Origin of the sequence: Sciscionella sediminilitoris, assembly GCF_000737195.2 — a bacterium.
Classification (GTDB): Bacteria; Actinomycetota; Actinomycetes; order Mycobacteriales; family Pseudonocardiaceae; genus Sciscionella; species Sciscionella sediminilitoris.
This window is the reverse complement of sequence record NZ_JALM01000009.1, coordinates 71,923-95,246: the sequence shown is the minus strand read 5'-3', so window position 1 is coordinate 95,246 and position 23,324 is coordinate 71,923. Positions and strand designations below refer to the sequence as shown.

Annotated in this window: 23 protein-coding genes; 11 read left to right on the top strand and 12 right to left on the bottom strand. The window is 68.5% G+C overall.

Annotation, left to right across the window (positions count from 1 at the left end; genetic code table 11):
- Window positions 1-5: 5 nt before the first annotated feature.
- Both AD72_RS03730 and AD72_RS03725 read right to left on the bottom strand, forming a co-directional pair.
- On the bottom strand, window positions 6-944 hold the full coding sequence (locus tag AD72_RS03730; protein ID WP_031464952.1) for a LysR substrate-binding domain-containing protein: 939 nt from the start codon (window positions 942-944) through the stop codon (window positions 6-8).
- Window positions 945-1,030: 86 nt separating this feature from the next.
- A complete protein-coding gene (locus tag AD72_RS03725; RefSeq protein ID WP_031464951.1) occupies window positions 1,031-1,468 on the bottom strand; it encodes a winged helix-turn-helix transcriptional regulator in 438 nt (145 codons plus the stop codon).
- 84 nt (window positions 1,469-1,552) lie between these two features.
- On the opposite strand from AD72_RS03725, the gene AD72_RS03720 reads away from it, so the two are divergent.
- Both AD72_RS03720 and AD72_RS03715 read left to right on the top strand, forming a co-directional pair.
- Entirely contained in the window at window positions 1,553-2,728 is a 1,176-nt protein-coding gene (locus tag AD72_RS03720; protein ID WP_031464950.1) for an MFS transporter, read from the top strand.
- A gap of 7 nt (window positions 2,729-2,735) precedes the next feature.
- Window positions 2,736-3,401, top strand: a complete 666-nt coding sequence (locus AD72_RS03715; protein ID WP_031464949.1) for a TenA family protein — start codon at window positions 2,736-2,738, stop codon at window positions 3,399-3,401.
- Here AD72_RS03715 and AD72_RS03710 read toward each other — a convergent pair.
- Window positions 3,398-4,249 (bottom strand): NAD(P)H-binding protein, encoded by an 852-nt coding sequence (locus AD72_RS03710; protein ID WP_031464948.1) that lies wholly within the window; start codon window positions 4,247-4,249, stop codon window positions 3,398-3,400. The two genes, AD72_RS03715 and AD72_RS03710, sit on opposite strands and share 4 nt — an antisense overlap.
- 134 nt (window positions 4,250-4,383) lie before the next feature.
- Here AD72_RS03710 and AD72_RS03705 point away from each other — a divergent pair, with 134 nt between their 5' ends.
- A complete protein-coding gene (locus AD72_RS03705) occupies window positions 4,384-4,965 on the top strand; it encodes a TetR/AcrR family transcriptional regulator (RefSeq protein WP_031464947.1) in 582 nt (193 codons plus the stop codon).
- Here the strand turns inward: AD72_RS03705 and AD72_RS03700 are convergent.
- Complete coding sequence (locus AD72_RS03700; protein WP_031464946.1) at window positions 4,962-6,389, bottom strand: pyridoxal phosphate-dependent decarboxylase family protein; 1,428 nt, start codon at window positions 6,387-6,389, stop codon at window positions 4,962-4,964. The genes AD72_RS03705 and AD72_RS03700 overlap by 4 nt on opposite strands.
- Before the next feature lie 81 nt (window positions 6,390-6,470).
- Here AD72_RS03700 and AD72_RS03695 point away from each other — a divergent pair, with 81 nt between their 5' ends.
- Window positions 6,471-6,923 carry an Lrp/AsnC family transcriptional regulator gene (locus AD72_RS03695; protein WP_031464945.1) on the top strand — a complete coding sequence of 151 codons (453 nt, stop codon included), beginning with the start codon at window positions 6,471-6,473 and terminating at the stop codon, window positions 6,921-6,923.
- 25 nt (window positions 6,924-6,948) lie between these two features.
- Here AD72_RS03695 and AD72_RS03690 read toward each other — a convergent pair whose 3' ends face one another.
- The gene (locus tag AD72_RS03690; protein ID WP_343123694.1) at window positions 6,949-7,521 is read right to left on the bottom strand and encodes a TetR/AcrR family transcriptional regulator; all 573 of its coding nucleotides are present in this window, start codon (window positions 7,519-7,521) and stop codon (window positions 6,949-6,951) included.
- 105 nt (window positions 7,522-7,626) lie between these two features.
- On the opposite strand from AD72_RS03690, the gene AD72_RS03685 reads away from it, so the two are divergent.
- Both AD72_RS03685 and AD72_RS03680 read left to right on the top strand, forming a co-directional pair.
- Window positions 7,627-8,469, top strand: coding sequence for an alpha/beta fold hydrolase (locus AD72_RS03685; RefSeq protein ID WP_031464943.1), 843 nt, complete (start codon window positions 7,627-7,629; stop codon window positions 8,467-8,469).
- A gap of 80 nt (window positions 8,470-8,549) precedes the next feature.
- Window positions 8,550-9,014 (top strand): hypothetical protein, encoded by a 465-nt coding sequence (locus AD72_RS03680; protein WP_037344758.1) that lies wholly within the window; start codon window positions 8,550-8,552, stop codon window positions 9,012-9,014.
- On the opposite strand, the gene AD72_RS03675 is transcribed toward AD72_RS03680, so the two are convergent.
- From AD72_RS03675 to AD72_RS03665, 3 genes are read right to left on the bottom strand one after another with little or no spacing between them, the layout of a single operon-like run.
- Window positions 8,974-11,028: a glycoside hydrolase family 36 protein gene (locus AD72_RS03675; RefSeq protein ID WP_231644729.1), complete on the bottom strand. Its 2,055-nt coding sequence runs from the start codon at window positions 11,026-11,028 to the stop codon at window positions 8,974-8,976. The genes AD72_RS03680 and AD72_RS03675 overlap by 41 nt on opposite strands.
- Before the next feature lie 5 nt (window positions 11,029-11,033).
- Complete coding sequence (locus AD72_RS03670; RefSeq protein ID WP_156365035.1) at window positions 11,034-11,960, bottom strand: DMT family transporter; 927 nt, start codon at window positions 11,958-11,960, stop codon at window positions 11,034-11,036.
- Entirely contained in the window at window positions 11,947-12,963 is a 1,017-nt protein-coding gene (locus tag AD72_RS03665) for an N-acetylglucosamine kinase (RefSeq protein ID WP_156365034.1), read from the bottom strand. The genes AD72_RS03670 and AD72_RS03665 overlap by 14 nt, the downstream gene beginning before the upstream one ends.
- A gap of 171 nt (window positions 12,964-13,134) precedes the next feature.
- Here AD72_RS03665 and AD72_RS03660 point away from each other — a divergent pair, with 171 nt between their 5' ends.
- The 3 genes from AD72_RS03660 (at window position 13,135) to AD72_RS03650 (ending at window position 16,519) form a co-directional block, all read left to right on the top strand.
- Window positions 13,135-13,938 (top strand): GntR family transcriptional regulator, encoded by an 804-nt coding sequence (locus AD72_RS03660; RefSeq protein WP_037344755.1) that lies wholly within the window; start codon window positions 13,135-13,137, stop codon window positions 13,936-13,938.
- Window positions 13,939-14,012: 74 nt separating this feature from the next.
- Complete coding sequence (locus AD72_RS03655; protein WP_031464937.1) at window positions 14,013-15,026, top strand: amidohydrolase family protein; 1,014 nt, start codon at window positions 14,013-14,015, stop codon at window positions 15,024-15,026.
- A gap of 26 nt (window positions 15,027-15,052) precedes the next feature.
- Window positions 15,053-16,519 (top strand): aldehyde dehydrogenase family protein, encoded by a 1,467-nt coding sequence (locus tag AD72_RS03650; RefSeq protein ID WP_231644722.1) that lies wholly within the window; start codon window positions 15,053-15,055, stop codon window positions 16,517-16,519.
- Here the strand turns inward: AD72_RS03650 and AD72_RS03645 are convergent.
- Entirely contained in the window at window positions 16,512-17,441 is a 930-nt protein-coding gene (locus AD72_RS03645) for a LysR family transcriptional regulator (protein WP_031464935.1), read from the bottom strand. The two genes, AD72_RS03650 and AD72_RS03645, sit on opposite strands and share 8 nt — an antisense overlap.
- Window positions 17,442-17,461: 20 nt before the next feature.
- Here AD72_RS03645 and AD72_RS03640 point away from each other — a divergent pair, with 20 nt between their 5' ends.
- Entirely contained in the window at window positions 17,462-17,935 is a 474-nt protein-coding gene (locus AD72_RS03640) for an amidohydrolase family protein (protein ID WP_231644721.1), read from the top strand.
- Here AD72_RS03640 and AD72_RS03635 read toward each other — a convergent pair.
- Entirely contained in the window at window positions 17,872-19,368 is a 1,497-nt protein-coding gene (locus AD72_RS03635; RefSeq protein WP_031464933.1) for a carboxylesterase/lipase family protein, read from the bottom strand. The two genes, AD72_RS03640 and AD72_RS03635, sit on opposite strands and share 64 nt — an antisense overlap.
- 75 nt (window positions 19,369-19,443) lie before the next feature.
- On the opposite strand from AD72_RS03635, the gene AD72_RS03630 reads away from it, so the two are divergent.
- Entirely contained in the window at window positions 19,444-20,040 is a 597-nt protein-coding gene (locus AD72_RS03630; RefSeq protein WP_031464932.1) for a TetR/AcrR family transcriptional regulator, read from the top strand.
- A 42-nt stretch (window positions 20,041-20,082) separates the two neighbouring features.
- Here AD72_RS03630 and AD72_RS03625 read toward each other — a convergent pair whose 3' ends face one another.
- A complete protein-coding gene (locus AD72_RS03625; RefSeq protein WP_031464931.1) occupies window positions 20,083-21,339 on the bottom strand; it encodes a hypothetical protein in 1,257 nt (418 codons plus the stop codon).
- 33 nt (window positions 21,340-21,372) lie between these two features.
- Window positions 21,373-23,244, bottom strand: a complete 1,872-nt coding sequence (locus AD72_RS03620) for an FAD-dependent oxidoreductase (protein WP_031464930.1) — start codon at window positions 23,242-23,244, stop codon at window positions 21,373-21,375.
- Window positions 23,245-23,324: the final 80 nt, after the last annotated feature.

The window sequence follows — 23,324 nt, the reverse complement described above, 5'->3', positions numbered from 1 at the left end:
CGGGCTCACACCTGGGAATGCAGCTCCTGACGGAGTTCGCCCGCCACGACCTCGAGCTGGCTCAGCATCAGCCGCGCGATCGGTGCCCGGGTGGCCCCCGGCACCACGGTGACCCCGACGGTGCGCCCGGTCGCCAACGGTGTCGGCAGCGCGACGAGGCGTTCCTCGTCCCTGGTGATGAGCGAGGGCAGCGCGGCGATCACATCCGCACCGAGCAGCAGGGTTCGCATGGTCGGCATCGAGGTGCACTCGGTCCGGTCGACGGGCAGCGGGAGACCCTGATTGGCGAAGACCTCCTCGAGTTCCTGGCGCAGGGTGGTCTGCCTGACCGGGACGATCCACGGGTAGTCGAGCAGATCCCCGAGCTCGGGCGATTCCATGGCACAGGCGGGATGTTCGGTGCGCACGACCAGTCTGATGGGTTCGCGGTACAGCGGATACTGCTGGACGCGCGGATTGTCCGGCGAGGTCAGCCTGCCGATCATCATGTCGATCTCGCCGGAGATCAGATCGGCGAGCAGCAGGTCCGGGGTCGCTTCCCGCACGACGACCGTCGCGTTCGGACGTTCGGTCTTCAACCGGGAGATGGCGCGCGGCAACAGCAGATTCGAACCGGCCAGATGGGTTCCGATGGTCACCGTGCCGAGTGCGCCCTCGCCGAGCTCCCCGAGATGCTGGCCCGCCCTGCGCAGTTCGAGCAGCACCGCGCGGGCGTGCGCCACGAACACGGTGCCCGCCGTTGTCGGCGTCATCCCGCGGGCGCCCCGCTCGAACAGGGTCACCCCGAGTGCGGCCTCCAATTCGTGGATCCCCCTGGTGACCACGGGTTGCGTGAGGTGAAGGTGCTCGGCGGCCTTCACCACCCTGCCGTGCTCGGCCACCGCGGTGAGCAGCACGAGGTGTCGCAACTTCAGCCGGCCATCGAGCAGATCGTAGGGGCGCACGCCGTGCTCCTTCCGGTCAACATTGACGCTGCCACCGTATAGCCAGCCGGGCATACGGAGAAGAGAATGCGAAGCGTGCCCGCGCGCTAACCGATCTTGCGCACCCGCGTGGTTTCGGCGCCCAGCACGGTTCCGTCCGCGCCGCTCGGTACGAACTCGGGCACCGGTTCGCCGTGCCGATCGACGAGCGTGGAATGGGCCTCGCCGGGCGCGAAGGCGTGCCGTTCGCCCCACTGCCGCAGGCTGAGGATGACCGGGAAGAGGTCGCGACCGGCCTCGGTGAGCGCATATTCCTTGCGGCGCCCGGATTCCGCGGTGTGCTGCGCGAGGAAGCCGTGTGCGATGAGTTTGCGCAACCGGTCGGTGAGGATGTTGCGCGCGATTCCGGTGCGCCGCTGGAATTCGGTGAACGAGCGCGCCCCGTCCATGGCGTCCCGGATGACCAGCAGGCTCCACCGGTCGCCGATGAGGTCGAGGGTGCGGGCGACCGGGCAGTCGGGGTCGGTCCAGTCCGGGACGTTCATGACACCTCCCAATGAGTTGCAGATTGAAACCATTATGCCGTACGCTCAAATCGGTTGCAAAATGCTACTGATTGGCGGGTGATCATGGACGGCCGGCGGCGGTTGCTGCTCGCGGTGGTGTGCGGAGTGGCGGTGGCGAACGTCTATGCCGCGCAACCGGTTCTGGGGCCGATGGGCCGGGATCTCGGTCTGGCACCGGACTTGGCCGGGTGGATCGTCGCGGCGGGTCAGCTCGGCTATCTGGCCGGACTGGTGCTGCTGGTGCCGCTCGGCGATGTGACCGAGCGGCGGTTGCTGATCGCCGCGCAGCTGGCACTCACCGCGTTCGGCGCACTCCTGACGGCCACGGCTTCGGTTGCCTGGCAGGCGTTCGCGGGCCTCGCAACGGCGGGACTGTTCGCGGTCGTGGTGCAGACGACGGTCGCCTACACGGCCTCGGTCTCCTCACCCGACGATCGCGGGCGCAACATCGGAGTGGTGACCTCCGGTGTCGTGACAGGCATTCTCGGCGCGCGGGTGGTCACCGGAACGCTGGCGCAACTGTCCGGCTGGCGCACCGGCTACGCCGTGCTCGCGGTGCTCGCTCTCGGGCTCGCGGCACTCGTTCTCCTGCTGCTGCCCGCCGAACGGCCTCCCCGCGTCGCCGGGGGATACCGATCGGCGCTCGGCGCACTCGGCGGACTGTTCGGGCAGCGGCTTTTCCTGACCCGCGGGCTCATCGCGTTCTTCCTGTTCGCCTCGTTCGGCGCCCTGTGGAGCGGGCTGTCGCTGCCGTTGGCCGCGCGGCCCTGGGAGCTCAGCGATGCGCAGATCGGGCTGTTCGGCATCGCGGGGCTCGCCGGTGCGCTCGGCGCGGTACGGGCGGGCCGCTGGGCGGACGCGGGCCGGACCACCCGGGTCACCGTCGCAGCGCTGAGTCTGCTCATCCTGTCCTGGGCGGCGATCGCGCAGCTGCCCTGGTCGCTGTGGCTGCTCGGCGCCGGAATCGTGCTGCTCGACTTCGCGGTGCAGGCCGTGCAGGTGAGCAATCAGCACGTGCTCACCACCGCGTATCCGGATCGCACCAGCGGGGTACTCGGCGGCTACATGGTGTTCTACTCGCTCGGCTCCGCCCTCGGCGCGGCCACGACCACCGCCGTGTACACCGCGCACGGCTGGCTGGGCACCGGCATCCTCGGCGCCGGATTCGCGGCCTGCGCGCTGATCATCGCGGTGAGCGCACGACGGCAGGCCCGGGACGAGGAACCCGCACTGGTGTAATGACGGCATGTCCTTCGATGCACAGCACGGCACCTTCTCCGAGTGGTTGCGGGCGGCGGCCGAACCCGACTGGACCGCGGCGGTCACCCATCCCTTCGTAGCCGGCCTGTACACCGGCGAGCTCGCCGAACCGGTGCTGCGCCGCTATCTGGTGCAGGACTACCAGTTCGTGGACCGGTTCGTCGCACTGCTCGGTGCCGCGGTGGCCAGTGCGGACACCGTGGACGGCCGGATGGTGCTCGCCCGCCAGCTCGGGGTCATCGGCGGCGGGGAGAACACCTACTTCCAGCGCAGTTTCACCGCACTCGGGGTGCCGGAGGCCGATCGCGAAGCCCCGGTACTGCATCCGGTCACCGAGGCGTTCAACCGGCTGATGGACCGGGCACGGGCGAGCCTGGACTATCCGAGCTGCCTCATCGTGCTGACCGTTGCCGAATGGCTCTACTCCGACTGGGCCGAGCGCGCCCCGGAAACCCCGCCGCCGAACGCCATCTGCGCGGAGTGGATCGAACTGCACCGTGGCCCGGAATTCACCGCCTGGGTGAACTGGCTGCGCGCCGAGCTCGACCGGCTCGGTCCCGGACTCACCGAGGAGGCCGCCCGGGGATGCCGGGAGCTGTTCTGCCGGGCGACCACACTGGAACGCGAATTCTTCGACGCCGTCCAGCCCTAAGCCAGGTCCGCGGCGAGCCGGTCGGCGACGCTGCTCGGCTCGCGGCCGAGCAGTTCGGTCAGCACCGGGCTGGCCTCGGCGAGGTAGCCCTCCCTGCTGCCCTGGTAAAAGCTCAGCAGCAGCCGGGCCATCTGTTCCGGGACACCGGCGGCGATCTGGTCGGCGACCCACGGCTCGTCGTCCAGGACCACGCGCTCGATGGTGCGGCCGGTGAGCTCGGTGGCGATCGCGGCGGCATCGGCGAAGGTGATCGCCTTCGCCGCGGTGAGGTCGACCGGGCCGTCGATGGAGCGGTCCCCGGCGAGCAGGGCCGCGATGCCCTCGGCCACCTCGGCACGGTCGACGTAGGGAACGGGACCGTCTTCCGGCTGGGCGATCACCCCGGTCCGCTGCCACGGGCCGAGCACCTGCTCCAGCGGGCCGTAGGCGGCGTTGCGCAGCGCGGTCCAGGCGACCCCGGACTCGGCGAGGACCGCTTCGGTGGCGAGATGGAATTCCGTCGGCGGGTACGGATTGCCGGGAACGGCACCCTGCTGGCTCGTGTAGAGGATGCGCTGCGTGCCTGCCGCGACCGCGGCTTCGATGGCATTGCGGTGCTGGGCGGCGATATCGGCCGTCGGGTCGTTGCCGGACACCAGCAGCACCTGCTCGGCGCCCTCGAACGCGTCCCGCAGCCCGGCCGGATCGTCGTAGGATCCCTGCCGCACGCGCACTCCCCGGTCGGCCAGGTTCCGCGCCTTGCCGACATCGCGGACGCTGACCCCGATCCGCTCGGCGGGTACCCGCTCGAGGAGGTGGTCGACGGTCGCGCTCCCTAGCCCTCCGGTAGCTCCGGTGACAACGATCATGTCCGTGGTCCTTCCTGCACATCGATAAGTTGACCGCTCTGGTCAAGTTCGCCCCCGCCGACTACTGTAGGTAAACTGACTCGGTGAGTCAAGTTGTGGCGGACGTTCGAGAGGTTCGAGAGGCGGTGACGGGCATGGCCGGTGCGACAGCTCCGGAACCTCGGCTGCGCGCCGATGCCGAGCGCAATGCCGAGCAGATCAGGCGTGCGGCGATCGATGCCTTCCACGGCAGGGGGCTGACCGTGCCGCTGGAAGAGGTCGCCAAAGTGGCCGGGGTGAGCAAGGGCACGATCTTCAACCGGTTCGGCGGCCGGATCGGCCTCATCGAAGCCGTGATCGAAGAAGTGGTCGCCACCGAGCTGTACGCCATCATGGACCGCACCCGGTCCATCGGGGAACCCGGTGAGCGGCTGCGGTACTACGTGACCGCGGTCCGCGATCTGCAATACCGGCAGCCCGCACTGGTGGACACGATGCTGCAGGTCTACCCCGACTCGGAGAACCTCATGGCGATCTGCCACGCGGGCACCGAGATCCACGAGGAACTCGTCACGGCGGGGCAGTCCTGCGGCGCGCTACGGCCGGAGTTCACCGCCGAAGACCTCCAGGTGCTGCTGCACGACAGCGCGCTCGCCCTGAAACACGGAACCCGCCCGCGACGCGCGGACTACGACCGCCGGACCACCTACCTGCTCGACGGAATCCACGCGCCCTAGGATCGCGCGTAGGCGGCGAGGCGGTCCACGACGAGGTCGATATCCGCTTTCGTGGTGCGGTGATTGGTCACGCAGGCGCGGATCCCGGTCCGTTCGCCGAGCCGGGCCGGCCCGAGCAGCGCGGTTCCCCCGGTGATCAGCTCGCTCAGGATCGCGGTGTGTTCGGCATCGGTGCGACCGTCGATCCGCAGGCACACCGCGGTGAGCGTGACCGGGTTGAGCAGTTCCAGGCCCGGCTCGGCCGCGACCCGCCGACCCAGATGAGCGGCGAGTTCCAGGCAGCTCCTTGCCGCATCGCGGAACGCGCCCGCCCCGAAGGTACGCAGCGCCGCCCACACCTTGAACGCCTTGAACCCCCGGGACAATTGCGGCCCGTAGTCCATGAAATCGATCATCAGCGGATCGGGCTCGACGGTCAGATACGCCGCGGAAAAGGAATAGGCCGCGCGCAGGGATTCCGCGTCGCGCACCAGCAGGCAGCCGACCTCGTACGGGGCGAACAGCATCTTGTGCGGATCCAGCGCGATCGAATCGGCGCGCGAGCAGCCGGCGAACAGGTCCCTCGTCTGCTCGGCGAGCACGAACAGCGCGCCGTAGGCACCGTCGACGTGCAGCCACAGCTCGTGCTTCCCTGCCACATCGGCGATTTCATCGATCGGGTCGACCGATCCGCTCGTCACCGTGCCCGCGGTGGCCACGACGCAGCACGGTTCCCGCCCGGCCGCGCGATCGGCACGCACCGCCTCCTCGAGCAGATCGGCGCGCATCCGGAAGTGTTCATCGGTGGGAATGTGGCGCACATTGTCCAGCCCGAGCCCGAGGATCGCGGCGGCCTTGTCCACGCACCGGTGCGCCTCCTGCGAGGTGTACACCACCAGCGGTGGCCGGTCCCGGTCCTGCAGTCCCCGCCGCCGGAAGTCCGGGCGGCGCGCGACGAGGGCCGCGGTCAGCGCGTTCAGCGTGGCGACCGATCCGCCGCTGGTGAGGATCCCGCCCGCGGCGGCGCCCAGGTCGAACAGCCCGCTCAGCCAGCGCACCACCGATCGTTCGATCACGCTGGCCGCGGGGGAAAGCTGCCAGAAGTTGCAGTTCTGGTTCAGGGTGGCCGCGATGGCATCGGCATAGGGGCCGACACTGTTCGGCGGTCCCTGCACATAGGCGAGAAACCGCGGATGGGCCACCGCCGTGGAATTGGGCAGCACGCGCTCGTACAGCTCGGTGAAGAAGCCGTCCACCCCGATTCCCTCCTCGGGAACCGGTTCGGTCAGCAGCTCGGCGAGCACGTCCCGGTCCAGGGCGGGAAGCAGCGGACGCTCGGGCAGGGAACGTTCGTAGTCGTCCAGGAAACGGGTCAGCAGTTCGCCTGCCCTGGCGCGCGTCTCGGGGCCGAAGACGAGCGGGCTCGGTGTGGATTCGATGGCCATACCCGGAAATGCTAGGCGGCCGAGACCGGTACCCGATTGCGAAAATGCTGGCGAACCCGCCCTTTTGTAGCATGTTGTGTCATGGATCAGATCGATCACGCAATCCTGGACCAACTGCGTGCGGACGGCCGGCTGGCGAACAACGAACTCGCCGAACGGGTGGGCCTCTCCCCTTCCCCGTGCCTGCGCCGGGTTCGCGCGCTGGAGGAGGCGGGGGTGATCACCGGCTACCACGCCAGTATCGAACCGAAGGAACTCGGCAAGGGACTGCACGTCCTGCTGCACGTGGAAATGGCCGAGCAGCGCGGGGAAACGGTCGAGGCCTTCGAAGCGGCCGTGCAGGAACTGGAGGAAGTGGTGGCCTGTCAGCGGATGTTCGGCTCACCCGATTACCTGCTGCACATCGCGGTCCGCGATATCGAGGCCTACGAGCAGGTCTACATGGCGAAACTGACCCAGCTGCCCGGGATCGCGCGCACCACATCGCAGTTCACCATGAAGACCGTCAAGTCGACGCCAGGTTTCTTTTATTGAGCGGCGTCCTTATTGAGCGCCGTCCTTAGTGAGCAGCATCCGCGCCGAGCAGCGCCTCGGCCGCCGCGCGCGCGTGCCCCGCGGCATCGGGCTTGCCCGAGATGGCCGCGGTGACCTGCGCCCCCTCGGCGAGGATCGCCAGCTGTGGGGCCAGTTCGGGCGGTTCTCCCGCCTCGGCCACGAGCGTGGCAACGTACTCCTGGAACGTCTCTTTCTGTTGCCGGACCACCTTCGCCACCGCGGTCGAGATGGCGCCCATCTCCCCGTGGGTCTTGATGAACGCGCAGCCGCGGAAGTCCGGTTCGCGGAACCAGCTGTCCAGAAAGTCGAAGATGGCCAGGATGCGCTCCCGCGGGGTGTTCGCCTTGCGGGCCGCCGCGGCGAGGCCGGTGTCCCACACGCCGACGCGGTGGCGCAGCACGGCAACGATGAGTTCGTCCTTCGAGGCGAACAGCGAGTAGATCCGCTTGAGCGAGACTCCGGAGCGCTCCCGCACCGCGTCCATGCCTACGGCCTGCACGCCGCGCGCGTAGAACAGCTCATCGGCGGCCCGGACCACCTCGTCCCGGGCGGTGTCCTTGTCGATCACGTCACTCACCCAATCTTCTCGACGCCCGCCCCTTGCGCGGAGAACGTTCGTTCTCTACTCTAGCAAACATACGGAGAACGACCGTTCTCCAGGAATCGAGGAGGCATCCGGATCATGGGTCACATCGAGGTCGGCACCGAGAACAGCACCACGACCGAGCTCTACTACGAGGATCACGGCAGCGGACAGCCGGTCGTGCTCATCCACGGCTACCCCCTTGACGGCAGCAGCTGGGAGCTGCAGTCCCGGGAGCTGATCGCCGCCGGGTACCGGGTGATCACCTACGACCGGCGCGGTTTCGGCCGGTCGAGCAAGGTCGGCACCGGCTACGACTACGACACCTTCGCCGCGGACCTGAACACCCTGCTGGAAACCCTGGATCTGCGCGAGGTGATCCTCGTCGGGTTCTCCATGGGCACCGGCGAGCTCGCCCGGTACGTGCACAACCACGGGCACGAGCGGGTCGCCAAGCTCGCGTTCCTCGCCTCGCTCGAACCGTTCCTGCTCGAGACGGCGGACAATCCGACCGGGGTCCCGCAGTCGGTGTTCGACGGCATCTCCGCGGCCGCCTATGCCGACCGCTACGCCTGGTTCACCCAGTTCTACAAGGACTTCTACAACCTCGACGAGAATCTGGGTTCCCGCATCTCGCCGGAAGTCGTCACCGCGAACTGGAACACCGCGACGGGCAGTGCACCGGTCGCCGCGTACGCCGTGGTCCCGACCTGGCTCGAGGACTTCCGCGCGGATGTGGCCGCGGTGCGGGCCAGCGGCAAGCCCACCCTGATCGCGCACGGCACGGCGGACAACATCCTGCCGATCGACGCCACCGGACGGCCGTTCCACGCCGCCTTCCCGGAGGCCGAGTACGCCGAGATCGAGGGCGCGCCGCACGGGATGCTGTGGACACACGCCGCCGAGGTGAACGAGCTGCTGCTGCGGTTCGTACAGGACTGACCGCGTGGGGTGCCGTCCGTGGACGGCACCCCCGAGTCGTCGTATCGTTGAGCCACAGGGGCACTCGAAGGAGGTGCTTCATGGCTGGCCACTCCGTTTCCGGTACGGCAGTGTCCGCGTTCTGGCTGCGGCGGTACGGTTCCCCGCTGCGCTGGCCGGTCATGATCATGCTGCTCGTCTCGGCGCTCGCGCACATTCCGGTCGTGGCACCCGAGCTACGCGAAACACCTTATGTGGCAGCGCTTTTCCTGCTGCTGATCCTCGCCGATCTGGTGCTGATCGCGGCGTTGTTCCTGCGTGACTCATCGGCGGCCTGGACGTTGACCGCGCTCACCACCGGGCTGGCTGCCCTGGCCTATGTACTGTCCAGAACGGTCGGCCTGCCCGCGCTGTACAACTACATCGGCGACTGGGTTTCGGTGCCCGGCCTCGCCTCACTGGCCTCCGAGGCGATCGGCTGCGTGCTCGCGGTCTTCGTCCTGGTCCGCCACCCGGCTACGGCCGCTACCCCAGCCGCTGGGCCTCGATCAGCTGGAATTTCGTGAACTTCAACCGCACGGTGTTGTGCGCGGCGTCCACGGTGCCGAGCGAACCGCCGTGGAACGGGTCGGTCAGCCGGTACCGGCCGGGCCCGAGCCCGCGCAGTTCCACGGTGCCCTCCCAGGAGGGTGCGTAGAAGGCGTAGTGCAGCGTCGAATCCTTGGCCACGACATGGGTTTCCGGTTTGTCGAAGCCGATGTCGTAGAGTTCGCCGCGGTATTCGCCGGTGGACAGCATGTTCTTCTTGTACAGCGCCACCCATTTGCGCCAGAGCTGTTCCTTCTCCGGGGTGAGCGCGTACGGGTCCTTCGCCGAGCGCGGCGGATAGGTGAACTTGGTGGACAGGATCGCGCCGACACCGTAGCTGGACGCGAAATCGTCCCCGCCGTCGCTGAGCTCGACGTGGTCCCCGGCATAGCTGCTGCCCGGTCCCATCAGGGCCTTCATCGACTTGCCCTTGCTGCGCACCTGGAACGAGGACTCGGGATCCGAGGCCGGATACTGGTCCACATAGGGCAGATTGTGGAACGCGAAAGCCGTGCCGCACGGGCACAGTTCGACCACGGCATCCGGCTCGGCCCGGTGTACCGCCTCGTGCACCAGTTTCCAGAACCGCGCCAGTCCCTCGGTCGATTCCTCCGGCCGCGCGTGCCCGTGCGCCGGATTGTGGCAGGGAAGCACGGCGTTGAGGTGCTGTCCGTCGATCTTGATTCCCGCATAACCCCAGTCCCGGATGAACTTCCTCGCCTGGCGCACGAAGTAGTCGATCACCGGAGGATAGGCGGGGCACAGCGTGTAGGAGTCCCACCAGGACACCTTCTGTTTCTCGCCCTTTTCGTTCAGCAGCAACATGTCCGGGCGCTGCGCGAACAGCTTGCTCGAAGGATGCGCCGCGATCGGGGCCCACCACAGCCGCGGCCGCAGTCCCTTGTCCTTGATCCGCTTGGTGAAGGAACGCATATCCGCTTCCCCGCGCGGGAATTTCTTCGGATCGAGTTCCCAGTCGCCCACATTGGTCTGCCAGCCGTCGTCGAGCACCGCCCAGTCCAGGCCCACATCCTTGGCCTTGGGCAGGGTTGCGACGACCTGCTCGACGGTGAAATCGCGCTCATAGCCCCAGGCGCACCAGATGGCCTCGAACGCGGGCGCGCCGACCCGGGGCGCGCGCTGGTCCACATCGGACATATAGCGGCGATAGCGCTCGAGCGGCACATAGTGATCGCGGGGATGGGTGATGAGGAACGTGGTGTCGGTGCTCAGCCGCTGCCCCGGTTTCAGGGTGCGCGCGCTGTCCCCCTCGATCGCGATCGTGGCGCCCGTGGTGGTCCGCCTGGTCGGCATCCGCAGCATCCGCGGGACCGGTTCCACGTGCCCGACCGAGAGCCCGGCGCCCTTGCGCCACACCGTGGCCAGCGGGGTGCCGCCGCCGTAGTCGGAGGCGACCATGCCCAGGGAGTTCTCCTGGAAGAACCCCTCGGTCATCGGCCGCACCCAGTCCCGGCGGTCCTCGTGCGTGGCGCCGGAGAACAGGTAGAACCCGCCGGGCGCGGCCAGCAGTTCGTGTGCCCCGTTGCGCCATCCGGTGACCGTCAGCGGCGCACCGGAAACGTTGGTATAGCTCACTTTCATGATGACCATGCCGGAAAGGCGCCGGAACGAGGTCAGTTCCACGGTCTTGCGCACGCCCTGCTCCGCCTCGCCGTGCAGGATCACCTGCATCCCGGCGCCGTGCCGGGGATGCCAGGTGTTCCGGCTCTCCCGGCCGGTGTACCGGAACGCCTCGACGGCGGTGTCGCCGAGCAGCAGCGCCTCACCGGCGTCGAAACCGGTCACCGGCTCGCCCGCCATCCGCACCCGGCTGCGCAGGGTGTCGTCGAATTCCACGGTGATGGAATCATCGCCGACCCCGAGCAGCTCGGAGCGGCCCGTGGCCCCGGCGAACTGCGCCGTGCCGAATCCCCCTGCCATGGCCAAACCGGCACCACCGAGGGCCAGTTTCAGGATGGTTCGCCGATCCATACCGGTCACGTCAGACTCCTCTCGTCGACACTGTCGAGGCCAGATACCGAATTCGCGTTCCTGCGCTCATCGCTGTAGATCATCAGCGCCGATCCGCCGATCGCGAGCACAATCCCGATCACCGAATAGATCGAGGGCACCTTCTGGTAGATCACCAGCGAGACGATCGCGGTGAACACCGGGTAGAGGGCGTTGGTGGAGGGCGCCACGATCGTGGCCCGCCCCCGGCTCATCGCCATCACCAGGAACAGCGCGCCGATCGCGTTGAGCACCTGGGTCACCGCGGTGATCGTGGGCGCCTGCCACGGGAAACCGCCGGGAATTCCGCCCATCATGGCGATCGCGACCGGGATCAGCAGCAGCCCGCTGATCGTCATGTACGCGAAGGTGGTGCCGTCGTTCACCCCGACCGAGGCCGCTTTCTTCATGAAGAAGGCCTGCACACCCCAGGCGATCAGGATGCCGATCGAGAGCAGCAGCCAGGTGCCCGCGCTCGCGTCCCCGTCCCCGCCGGAGATGTTGAACAGCACCAGTGAGGCGATCGCCGCGATCAGCCCGATGACCGCGATCTTGGTGAGCCGTTCGCGCAGGAACGCGATCGCCATCAGCGCGGTGACCGCCGGGGAGAGCGCGGTGATCGGGAAGACCAGGTACGCGGGCCCGATGGTGAGCGTGTGGAACAGCAGCAGCTGCCCGCCGGCCCCGGTGAGCCCGACGATCAGGCCGTAGACCGCGGCGATGGGGCGCCGGTCGAAGCGTTTCCCGCGCAGCCCGAACACGCACGGGATGAGCATGGTCAGCGCCCAGATCACGTAGACCATCTGATCCGGATAGTCGTACAGATTGGTCGGCAGATCGGAAAGGGCGCCCCAGACACCCCAGACGACGACCACGAGCGCCGAGTAGAGGATCCAGCTTCTATTGCTTGTCATCATCTTCTCCCAGTGCTGTCACGGATGCGGACCGCAGGCGGGCGAGCGCGATCTCGCCGAGCGGGGCACCAGTGCGCTTGGCCGCGTAGAGTGCGGCACCGAAATGCGGGGCATAGCGGGGTTCGCGGAGTTCGTAGCCCGCGTACCGGTTCGCGAGTTCGTGCGCGAATGCGTCCAGGATCTCCGGGCCCGCGTTGAACACCCCGCCCGAATAGGAGACCGGCACCGGTTGCCCGTCCCGGTAACCGAGGCGTTTCCGGGCCGTGTCCACGATCTCGGCCAGTTCCCGGGCCGCCTCGGCGAGAATGGCGCGGGCCTGCGGATCGCCCTGGCCCGCCGCGGTGACCACGAGCCTGCTCAGCGCGGCGATCCTGCTGCGGTTGCCCCGCCACTGGTTGAGCACCAGGCCGATCAGGTCCAGATCCTCGGTGAGCCCCAGGTGTTCGCGCACCAGCGCGTACAGCGGGCCGACCGGTGACCGCCCGTCGCTGCACCGTGTGAAACCGGCCAGCCCGCGGTTCCCGATCCAGTAGGCGGAGCCCTCATCGCCGAACAGTTCGCTCCAGCCGCCGACCCGGGCGCCGGTTCCCGCGCGCTCCCCGTAGGCGATGGAACCGGTGCCACTGACCACGTTGATCCCGTCGGCGCCGCCGAGCGAACCGGCCCAGCTGCAGACCATGTCGTTGCCGCAGTCGTAGCGGTCGTGCCCGAGCGCGGTGCGGGCCGCCGCGTTCAGGGCGGGCAGATCGCCGCTCGATTCGCCGTAGGTGGGCAAACCGAAGAAGGCGTGCCGGATGTCGCCGGGTTTGAGGTCCGCGGCCGAGCACACCTCGGCGACTCCTTCGGTGAGCACCCGGGCGACCAGATCGATTCCCGCCGAGAAGTAGTCGGCAGACGGCCCCTGCCACTGTGCGAGCACCGCGCCGGTCTCGGTGACCAGGCAGTAGGCGGTCTTGGTTCCCCCACCGTCGACGCCGAGATACACGGCCACCTCCTCGCCCACGGTGAACTCCTTTGTCCGCTCCCAACGGTCTGTCGGCTGAACATATTGGTATTTAATTGGCTTGTCAACGGTCAACGTTTGGTATGCATCTGGATCAGTTTGGTAACCGTCGCAGGGGATGAGCTGGCGCGATCACCGCGAACTCACGAGGCGAACCGGTATGCTTCTGGTATGCCCGAGAGGACGTCGATGCCACGCGGCCTGTTCGCCGACGACGCGCTGCCGCTCTACGAGCGCACCGCCGCCCGCCTGCTCGACGACCTGCACGCCACCGCCCCGCGCGCCGGTGACCGGCTGCCTTCCGAGCGGGCCCTGGCGACCCGGTACGGCGTGTCCCGGGTGACCCTGCGCGCCGCGCTCGCCGAACTCGAATCGCGCGGCATCGTGTGCCCGACCTCGTCCCGCGGCTGGTTCATCGCCGATATCGAGGAAAGCGTCACCGAACCGGCACAGCCCACCATCTCCGCCCCGCAGATCCAGGGCTTCGCGGACTACGCGCAGGCGCACGGCCTCAAGACGAGCAGCCAGATCCTGCGCTCCTCGGTCCGCCCGGCGACCGTGGCCGAGGCCGAGCAGCTGCGCATCGCCCCGGGCGCCGAACTCTTCGACCTACTCCGGTTACGGCTGCTGGACGGGCTGCTGGTGGTACTCGAACACAACCGGCTGCCGCTCGCGGTCTGTCCCGCGCTCGCCGAGACCGATTTCAGCACCGCCTCGCTGTACGCCACGCTGCGCGCCGCCGATCCGCCGCAACTGCCGCGGGTCGCCGACTATTCCGCCGAGGCACGGCATCCCACACCTTCGGAGCGGGAGCTGCTCGAGACCGGGGAGACCATGCCGATGCTCGTGGCCACCCAGCTGACCTTCAACCAGGCGGACCGGCCGATCGAGCTGACCGTCCAGGTCTACCGGGGCGACCGCTACCGGTTCCGGGCCTCGATCACCAACCAGGCCGTTCAGGCGCAGACTCCGTGACATAGTCCTGCTCTATACCGCCCATCGGGAGATCGCGCTTCCCTGACCGGCGCTGCCGGCTCGACCATGGACGCATGTCCCGGACCGTCGATGTGCATGCGCATGCCTGGTTACCCGAAATCCAGTCCCTGGTGCGAGACCGTCCGGAACACCGGGCGTACACGGAGCTCGAGGAACTGCGCGCGGGCCGCGCCTCGGCCGAGGTGAGCGCGCGCCGGTTCACCGAGAACCGGGAGCTGCTCACCGATCCGGACGCACGCATCGCGGCGATGAACGCTGCCGGGGTCGACGTCCAGCTCGTCTCGGTCTCGCCGACGCAGTACCACTCCTGGGCGGATCCGGTGCTGGCCTGGGAGCTCGCCCAGGCCACCCATGACGGCATCCGGGACCATTGCGCCGCTCATCCGGAGCGACTGTGCGGCCTCGGGGTGGCGCCGCTGCGTCATCCCGGGACCGCGGTCGCCGCACTGGAGCACGCGCTCGGCAACGGACTGCGTGGCGTCGAGATCTCCTCACACGCTCCCCTGCCGGACGGCGGCACCGTGGAACTCTCCGACCCCGCGCTGGATCCGCTGTGGGCACGCGCCGAAGAACTCGGTGCCGTACTCTTCCTCCACCCCTGGGGATGCACGCTCGATGCGCGCCTCGATCGCTGGTATCTGGCCAATTCGGTCGGTCAGCCGGTAGAGCACACGGTCGCCATCACGCACCTGATCTTCGGCGGTGTGCTGGACCGGTTTCCCCGGCTGCGGCTACTGATCGCGCACGGCGGCGGCTATCTGCCCACCAGCCTCGCGCGCGCCGATCATGCCTGGCGTCACCGCCCCGAAGCGGCCGGGTGCCGCGAACGGCCGAGCAGCTATCCGCCCCGGATGTGGTTCGACTCGCTGGTGTACACCCCGGAGTCCCTGCATGCCCTGATCCGCGCGGCAGGCCCGGACCGGGTGCTGCTCGGCTCGGACTATCCGTTCGACATGGGCATCGAGGATCCGGTGCGGTGGCTGGCGGATGCGGTACCCGATCCGGAGCTCGCCGCGGCTATCGGCGGCGGGAACGCGGCGGAACTAGGCCTGCTGCCCCATTTCTGATCAACCAGGGAAGGAGTTCGATGCTCATGCCATCCACGATCCGTACCCCGTGGTCCTCCGCGGACCCGGCCGATGTGTTCACTGTGGACAATCCGGCGACCGGTCAGCCCACCGCGGAGGTCCAGGGCGCCGGAGTGGCGCAGGTGGACGGGGCGGTCCGCGCCGCGCACGAGGCACATTTCGACTGGAAGGCCCGCACACCACGGGAGCGCGGCCGCTGGCTGTGGCAGATCGCCGCGGCGGTGCGCGAACACGCCGACGAGATCGCGGCACTGGAATCCCGGGACAACGGCAAGCCGGTCACTCAGGCGCGGGAATTCGACCTGGAGGCCGCCATCGCGATCTTCGAACTCTTCGCCGGGCTGTGCGAGGCGATGCCCGGCCAGGTGCGGGACGCGGGCAGCATCCTGGATGTCACCGTGCTGGAGCCCTACGGCGTCATCGGCGCGATCGTGCCGTTCAACTGGCCGCCGCTGCACACCGCGGGCAAACTCGCCCCCGCGCTCGCGGCCGGAAACGCCGTGGTGCTCAAGCCGCCCGAGCAGGCGCCGCTTTCCGTGCTGCGGATGGTGGAGCTGGCCCGGTCGGTGCTCCCGGACGATGTCGTGCACGTCGTCCCGGGAACCGGGAAGATCGGCGCGGCGCTCGCCGGGCACGAACTGGTCGGGAAGATCTCCTTCACCGGCGCACCCGCGACCGGAACGGCGGTGCTGAAAACGGCCGCGGACAACCTGACTCCTGCCCTGCTGGAGCTCGGCGGCAAGAACGCGTTGCTGATCTTCGCGGACGCCGACCTGGATTCGGCGCTGCCCTGGGCCCTCGAAGGGGGATTCTTCAACCAGGGCGAAGCCTGCACCGCCGCCTCCCGCGTCCTCGTGCACGCCGATCGGTATGCGGAGTTCGCCCAGCGCTACGCCGCCGCCGTGCGCCGCCTGCGGGTCGGCGACGGCGCGGACACGCGCACCCACGTCGGGCCGCTCGTCACCCCGGCGCAACGGCAGCGGGTGCTGGACTACCTGGAGATCGGAGTGGCCGAAGGCGCGGAAATCGCGGCACAGGCACCATTACCCACCGATACCGCGCTCGCCGAGGGGTACTACGCGCCACCGACCCTGTTCACCGGCGTCACCCCGGACATGCGGATCGCCAGGGAGGAGATCTTCGGCCCGGTGGTGTGCCTGATCCCCTTCCACGACGAGGCCGAGGCGCTGCGCATCGCCAACGGCACCGAATTCGGGCTCGTGGCAGGGGTTTTCACCCGCGATGCGGAGCGCGCCATGCGGGTCGGCCGGGCACTGCGCGCCGGTATGGTGTTCGTCAACCACTACAACCGCGCGTTCACCGGAACCCCGTTCGGCGGGGTCGGCGCGAGCGGTTACGGCCGCGAACACGCCCTGGAGACGCTGCAGGAGTTCGGGTACAGCAAGAGCCTGCGGTTGCCCTCCGGCACCGCCGGCATTCCGCGCTGGGCGCCGTCGGTCGAGGTCAGCTGAGCTCGGCGCGCGCCTCGGTGAGCAAGCCACGCAGCCAGGCATGAGCGGAGTCCGGATCGTGCATCGGATGCCACCAGAACGCTTCGACGATGGGCACCGCGTCGAACGGGCAGGGCAGTATCCGGACCCCCAATGCCTCGGCCATCCCGGCGGCGAGCTTGTGCTGCACCAGCGCGAGCCCACCGGTGCGGCGGACGAGTTGCAGCATGCTCAGGAAGGAATCCGCGGTGGCGCACACCCGGGGTGTGACGCCGAGCAGTTCCATCTGCCGCCACGCGGGCGCGCGCCCCAGCGGATCACCGAAGGTCGCCACCCACGGCAGGTTGTGCAGCTCGGCCATGCTCAGCCGGTCCCCGATCGCCGGGTTGTCCGCGGCCGCCACACAGACCCACCGGTCCCGGAACAGATCCATCGACCGCGGGAGATCGAGATATCCGTGCGGCATGAACACGCCGTCCACGCTCCGGTAGAACTCCGGATCCCTGCTGAGCACCTCCGGGGTGACCGGCTCGAAGCGCACACTGGCCCGCGGTGCCCGTTTTTCCAGCAGTGCCACCAGAGGCGCGCCGATGACACTGATTCCGTAGTCCGAGGAAACGATGGTGAAAACCCGCTCGGAGCCCGCCGGATCGAAACTCGATTCGGCGGAGAAGACCCGTTCGACCGCGGCCACGGCGATATTGGTGAGCGGGAGCAGCTGGGCCGCGAACGGGGTGAGCTGATAGTGATTCCCGGACCTGGTCAGCAGATCATCGGAGAAGTGCCTGCGCAGCCGGGCCAATACCGCGGACAAGGTCGGCTGGGTACGACCGAGACGCTGCGCCGCACCGGTGACCGTGCGCTCGGTCAGCAGCGCATGCAAGGCGTGCAGGTGATTGTTGTCCAGGCTGTGCAGCTTCGCCGGCTCGGACTCCGTGGACATAGGGCCAGTCTATATCCGGCATGGAACGGATTTGCTTCCTTGGGAACGGCGTGCGGATCATCCTCGGAGGTGCGACCGGATTACGCGATGTGCACGCGCACTTCACCCCGCCGACCACGGCCCGGGAACGGCGGGCCCGGTGGCAGGCGATGCGCGCGGAACGGTTCCTCGCACCGCAGCCCCGCCACTGGCGTATGGCGGGAACACTGGACTACATGGACCGCGCGGGCGTCGCGATGCGATTGCTCAGCACTATCCCCGAAACTCTCGATGCGCTGCGGGAGTCCAACGACTACGTCGCCGCTCACCCCGCCCGGTTCGGTCTGCTCGCCGCGCTGCCGACCGATGACCCGCGGGCCGCGCTCGCCGAGATCACGCGCTGCGCCGACGAGCTGCACATGGACGGATTCGCCGTGACCTGCCTAGCCGATCAGGATCCGAACGGGACCGGGAAATGCTCCGCCCAGATCCGGCGGGATTCCTCCTCGGGATAGGGAACGGTCCGGGAATCGGTGTCCAGTACGCGGGTGAGCCGCCGGTCGGGGTGATACGCGGGCCATCCGGGGTCACCATCGGTGACGAAGCGGGCCCAGGCCTGCCGCAGTTCCCGGGAAACCTTGCGGATCTCGGGGCCCGGCTGCGCGCCGAACACCTGGCTGCCGGTGGGACTGTCCAGGGTGCCGAAGGCGAGCGGGACATCGAGGCTGTGGCACGCGCCGAGCACGCCGCCCAGCCCGGGCGCGGCAAGGCCCAGTTCGAACAGGAAGGAGTCGCCGCCCGCCTTCGCGTTCGCCTCGGCGAGGTGCACCGACGGCATCCGGAACAGGGCATCGGAGAACACGGTCTCCAGCAGTTCCTCGGCACCCGCGCGCGGATAGGCCGCGCGGTAGGCCCGCGCGCCGCCCGGTTGCGGGGCCAGACCCTCCAGCGCGGTCCGCGTTTCCTGCTCGGTGAAGGTCCCGGCCCGCCCGGCCATCACGGAGAACAGCCGGAACTCCTCTCGGGTGTGCCCGGCGAACAGTTCGATGCCGTCCGCCCGCCCACCGGCGAGTGCGGACCACGGGGTTTCCGGAAGAACCTCGCCATCGAGCACCGGGCAGACGGCCACCCCGGCCTGCGCCATCCGGCCCCAGCGCGCGCGATCGGCGGAGAGCTCGGTGTTGAAGGCGGTGAGTTCCGCGGCCAGCCGCCAGGGATCGAACTCGCCGAGCGCGGCCGCGGTGGGCGCCGCCCCGAGCCGGTCCGCGAACGTGCGGGCGACGCGCTCCGCGAGGGCGGGCACGGCATGGCTGCCCGGTACCGAATGGGTCATGGCCCTGCGGAACAGTTGCCGCGCCCGCTTCCTGGTCAGCAGCGCGGCGACCGATCCGGCACCCGCGGACTGTCCGGCGACCGTGACCCGGCCGGGATCACCGCCGAACCGCGCGATGTTCTGCTGCACCCATTCCAGCGCGGCCAGCTGGTCCAGCAATCCCCGATTGGCCGGGGCACCGTCCAGCTGCGCGAACCCCTCGATGCCCACCCGGTAGTTCAGGCTCACCACGACGATCCCCGCCGCGCACAATTCGGCGGGGTCATACATCGGATCACCGCTCACCGCCGTGATGTAGGCGCCGCCGGGGATCCACACCAGCACCGGAAGACCGGCCGCACCGGGATCCGGGGTGCCGATGTTGAGGCTCAGCCAGTCCGGGTCCCGCTCCGCCGCCACCTGCACCGGGCCGGACTGCGGCGGCGGGGCACCGAACTCCGTGGCCTGCCTGGTGCCATCCCAGGGCACCGGCGGGACGGGCGCGGTGAAGCGCAGCGCGCCGACCGGGGGCTGGGCGTAGGGGATGCCGCGGAACTCGGCGAGCCCCGGCCGCCACCGGCCCTGCACCATCCCATCGGCCGTGCGCACCCTGGGCGGTTGCCCCGAACCGGACATGCCCCACTCCCCTCGCCGAGGTTCCAAGTCAACTGTATTATGTCACATGTATTGGAACCACGGGAGAGAGTTCGGATGCCGAAGCAGGTCGATCACCGCCAGCGCCGCGAGGCGATCGCCCGTGCGCTGTGGCGGGTCGTGGACCAGCAGGGAGTCGCCAAGGCCACGATGCGCGAGGTCGCGCAGGAGGCAGGGATCTCCCTCGGGCAGCTGCAGCACTACTTCGGTTCCCGGACCGCGATGCTCACCTTCGCCATGGACTTCGCCGCCGAACAGCGCGCGCTGCGCGTGCAGAACCGGCTGCACCGGCTCGGCGGGGAACCGCACCCTCGCGATCTCCTGCGGCTGATGCTCACCGAGCTACTGCCGTTGCAGTCCGATTCCCGCGCTACCAGCCGGATGAGCGCCGCCTATGTGCTGGAGGCACTGCACGACCGCGAACTACGCGAGCAGGCCGGCGTTGATCTCCGGCATGCGCGCGCCGGGCTCGAGGAGCTGATCCGCACCGCGATCGCCGATGGGCACATCGAGGCTCACCGCGATCCCGTTGCCGAGACCGATCTGCTGCTCGCCCTCACCGGATTCACCACCCTGCTCGAGCTCGGCGTCGTGCGGCCAGAGGGAGCCCTTTCCGCCATCGATGCACACCTGGACCGGCTGTTCGCCCTGTGATCGTGCCCGGGCGTTCAGCGCGGTCCAGGTGTTCCGGCTCCCCTACTGGCTCTGCTGAGCCTGCGCTGGCTGGTTCCGCTCGGCGAATTTCTGCGCGCGGTAGGTGGAATACCGCATGTGTTCGTAGGTGCCGAACGAACCGGGAACGGTGTGCATCGGCATCTCGGTCGCGGTCAGCAGCCCGGCGTCGACGTAGTCCCGCGAGTCCGGGTAGAAGGTCTTCTCCATCTGCACCTTCTCACCCGGTGCGCATTTCACCTTGATCCATCCCGGAATGGTGTAGCGCTGGAACGGCGGCGAGATGTCCCCGAACATCGACCGGCCCCAGTGGTAGTCGCCGAATTTCATGGTGATCCGCGAGCAGACCCGGGTCCCCGATGGGCGGGCGTCGACGAGATAGCCGTCGTGCATCCGGCCGCTCGGATCCATCATGGCGTAATACTGGCTCGCCCCGCCGTCGGGTTCCAGGACCATGTTCCATTCCCAGCCGCGCCAGGAGGTCACCGGGTTGAGCTGGCTGTCGAACACGCTCGGGAACATGTTCATCCGCCAGTAATTGGTCCGCCAGCCGTCCAGATCGATCTTGCGTCCGTTGAGCGTCAAGCTCCCGTGCACCCGGCCGTTCGCCACCGCGTCCACATTCGTCGGCCCGGTGGTGTGCCCATCGGGCGGGTAATAGGAACCGACCGATCCCGGGACGACCTGATCGACGGTGAAGTTCGCCGAATTGTTCGGCGACTGCCCCTGCACATGCCAGGTGTTCGCCGCGGGATCGTGGTCGAAGCTGAGGTTGTTCCCGCGAATTCCCGGCTTACCGTCGATCGTCGCGGTTCCCGGAGAGCCACCGAACGGCAGCCCCCGCTTGAAGGAAATGATCCCGTTCAGGAACGGGAACTGCGGTTGTTCCTCGTTGGCCTCGTCCGCGATGGCCCAGACATAGGTTCCCTGTTGCCCGATCTGCCTCGGCTGCTTCCACCCGGGCTCGGCTTCGAGCACGAACAGCGAGCGCTTCGGATCCTTGGGATTCTTGAGCTTCCACCAGGAGACGACGATCTCGCCGTTCAGTTTGTCGAGCGCGGTATCCTCCGGCGTAGCCACCCTGGCCTGTTTCTCCTTCGGGAGCGGGGAGGTGTCGTATCCCTTCGGTTCGTATTTCTGCCACTCCGGAATGGCCTGCTCTCCGGCCGCCGATGCCGGAACACTGCCCAGTGAGACGGCGAGCAGTACGGCGGCCAGGACGGCGAGCAGCCTCGGCGGGCGTACGGCACGCCTTCGGCCGAGCCTGGTGCGAATCGTCATGTCCTCTCCTTTTCTCGCGATGAAGCGGGTTTCTCAGCCCCGCGGCGGCGGCATCCTGGCCGGGGCGACGAGATCGAAGGCGTGCGGAAGGCCCGCGCGGAAACGGCGGTCGTCGTCCCGGCGTGCGGCCTCGAGTTCGGGCGGCGGGCCATAGAACGGCAGCTCGGTGTGCGGTTCACGCACCCCGGCGGCCTCGATGATCCAGTTGGTGGCCAGCTTCGCGGAAAGGGCGGCCGAGTCCATGTTGTCCCCGCCGATCGCGGTCTTGGTGCTGCCACCGGCCAGGAACAGGTTGGGGATCCTGCGCACCTGATCGGGAAAGTACTTGGTCGTTCCGGGCGCGGATGCGGTGCGGTGATCGGGCACGGTCCAGCCCGATCTCCCCGTCCAGGACAGTGTCGGGTGCGGGCGCCAGCCGAGGAGATTGTCCTTGTCCAGCAAGGCTTTCCCGTCCGGGATCCCCCGTTCGATATGGGCGCGGATCTCGTCGAAGGCCTGTGCGTAGTTCAGGTCCTTGAGCGGTTTTCCGTACAGGATTCCCGGTGTGTCGAAGTAGGGATGATTGTTGAACTCCACGGACAGCATCCCCTTCGCCTGTCCGTCACCGAACTCGCGAAGGTCGATACCCCAGATCTCGGAGAGCCCGACGAGCGTGAGCAGCCACTCTTGGTCACCGTTGCGGTTGGTGACCTGGCCACCCTCGAAACCGACCGGATCGCGGAAGAAGATCTCGAACCCGGATTCCACCGCGGGATCCAGCTTTCGCACGTTCGCCAGCCCGGGATCGGCGGCGAGCAGTTCCCTGCTCAGCAGCGGGCGCATCCGGTCCGGTGGCATCGCCAGCACGTACCAGTCCGCATCGACCCGTTCGGTGCGGCCGCGCTCATCCGTGATCTCCGCACCGGCGATCCGTCCGTTCTCGACACCGAGCCGGGTCAGGGTGCGCCGCATGTGGAACCGGGTGCCGAGGCCGCGCAGATACCGTGCCCACGGGTCGAACCACACCTCGGTTTCCGGGCCGTCGGTGAGGATGTCGAGCACCTTCTCCGGGGACTTCGGATACGTGCGCCGCCCGGCGAGCATGTTGATGATCTGGTCGATGATGGCGGTGAGATACACCAGGGAATTGATCCCGCGGGTCGGGGAATCCACCGAGACCGTGGTCGCGAGGTCCCGGATGAGCGTGTGCGCGGTCGGGGAAAGCAGTTCGCTGCGGAAGAAGCCGTATTCCAGGTCGATGTACTCCAGCTGGTTCTCCCTGCGCAGTGTTCCGCTGGTGACCCAGGCGGCGATCTTGCTCGCCAGGTGCGGAATATCCGAGAGCCGGAAACCGCCGAGCAGCTGCAGGGTTCCCTGAATGGTCTGCACGATCTGCGCGGGGTTGAATTCCCCGATCCGCTCCAGGGAAGTCGGTATCCCCAGCCCGATGAGCGCGCCGTTGACACCGATCCGGCCGCCGAGCATCCCCTGCGAGGAAAAGGCGAGCCGGTCGAGGACCGTGCGCCCGTCGCCGGTCGGGATCCGGCCGAGCAGGTCCGGCATGGCCGCATAACCGGGAAGGAAGAAGTGGCCGCCGCTCGTATTGGGCAGCGCCGGGCGGCCCGCGGTACCCCCGCCCGGTGTCACGTACGAGCGAACCCCGCCACCGAGCCGCGAAAACCGATCGTAGACATCCACCTGGAAACCGCGCTCGGCCAGTTCGTGCGCGACACTCATGCCACCGGGACCGGCACCGAACACCGCCACCCTGCGCCCTTTCGCCGCGGCCGCCGAGGCCGGAACCCCGGTGGCCGATGCCAGCAGGACACCGAGACCGGCCACACCCGCGGCCTGCAGCACCGAACGCCGCGAGGAGATGCCCCGTTCCGAGTCACCGCCCGTTTTCCGCTCATCCGCGCTGGCCATCGTGCCTCCTGAAATCGCCGAACCGCAGCCGATTCCGAGAATGGCACGGAGCACTCTCCGGTCCGTGTTCCATCTTGAAA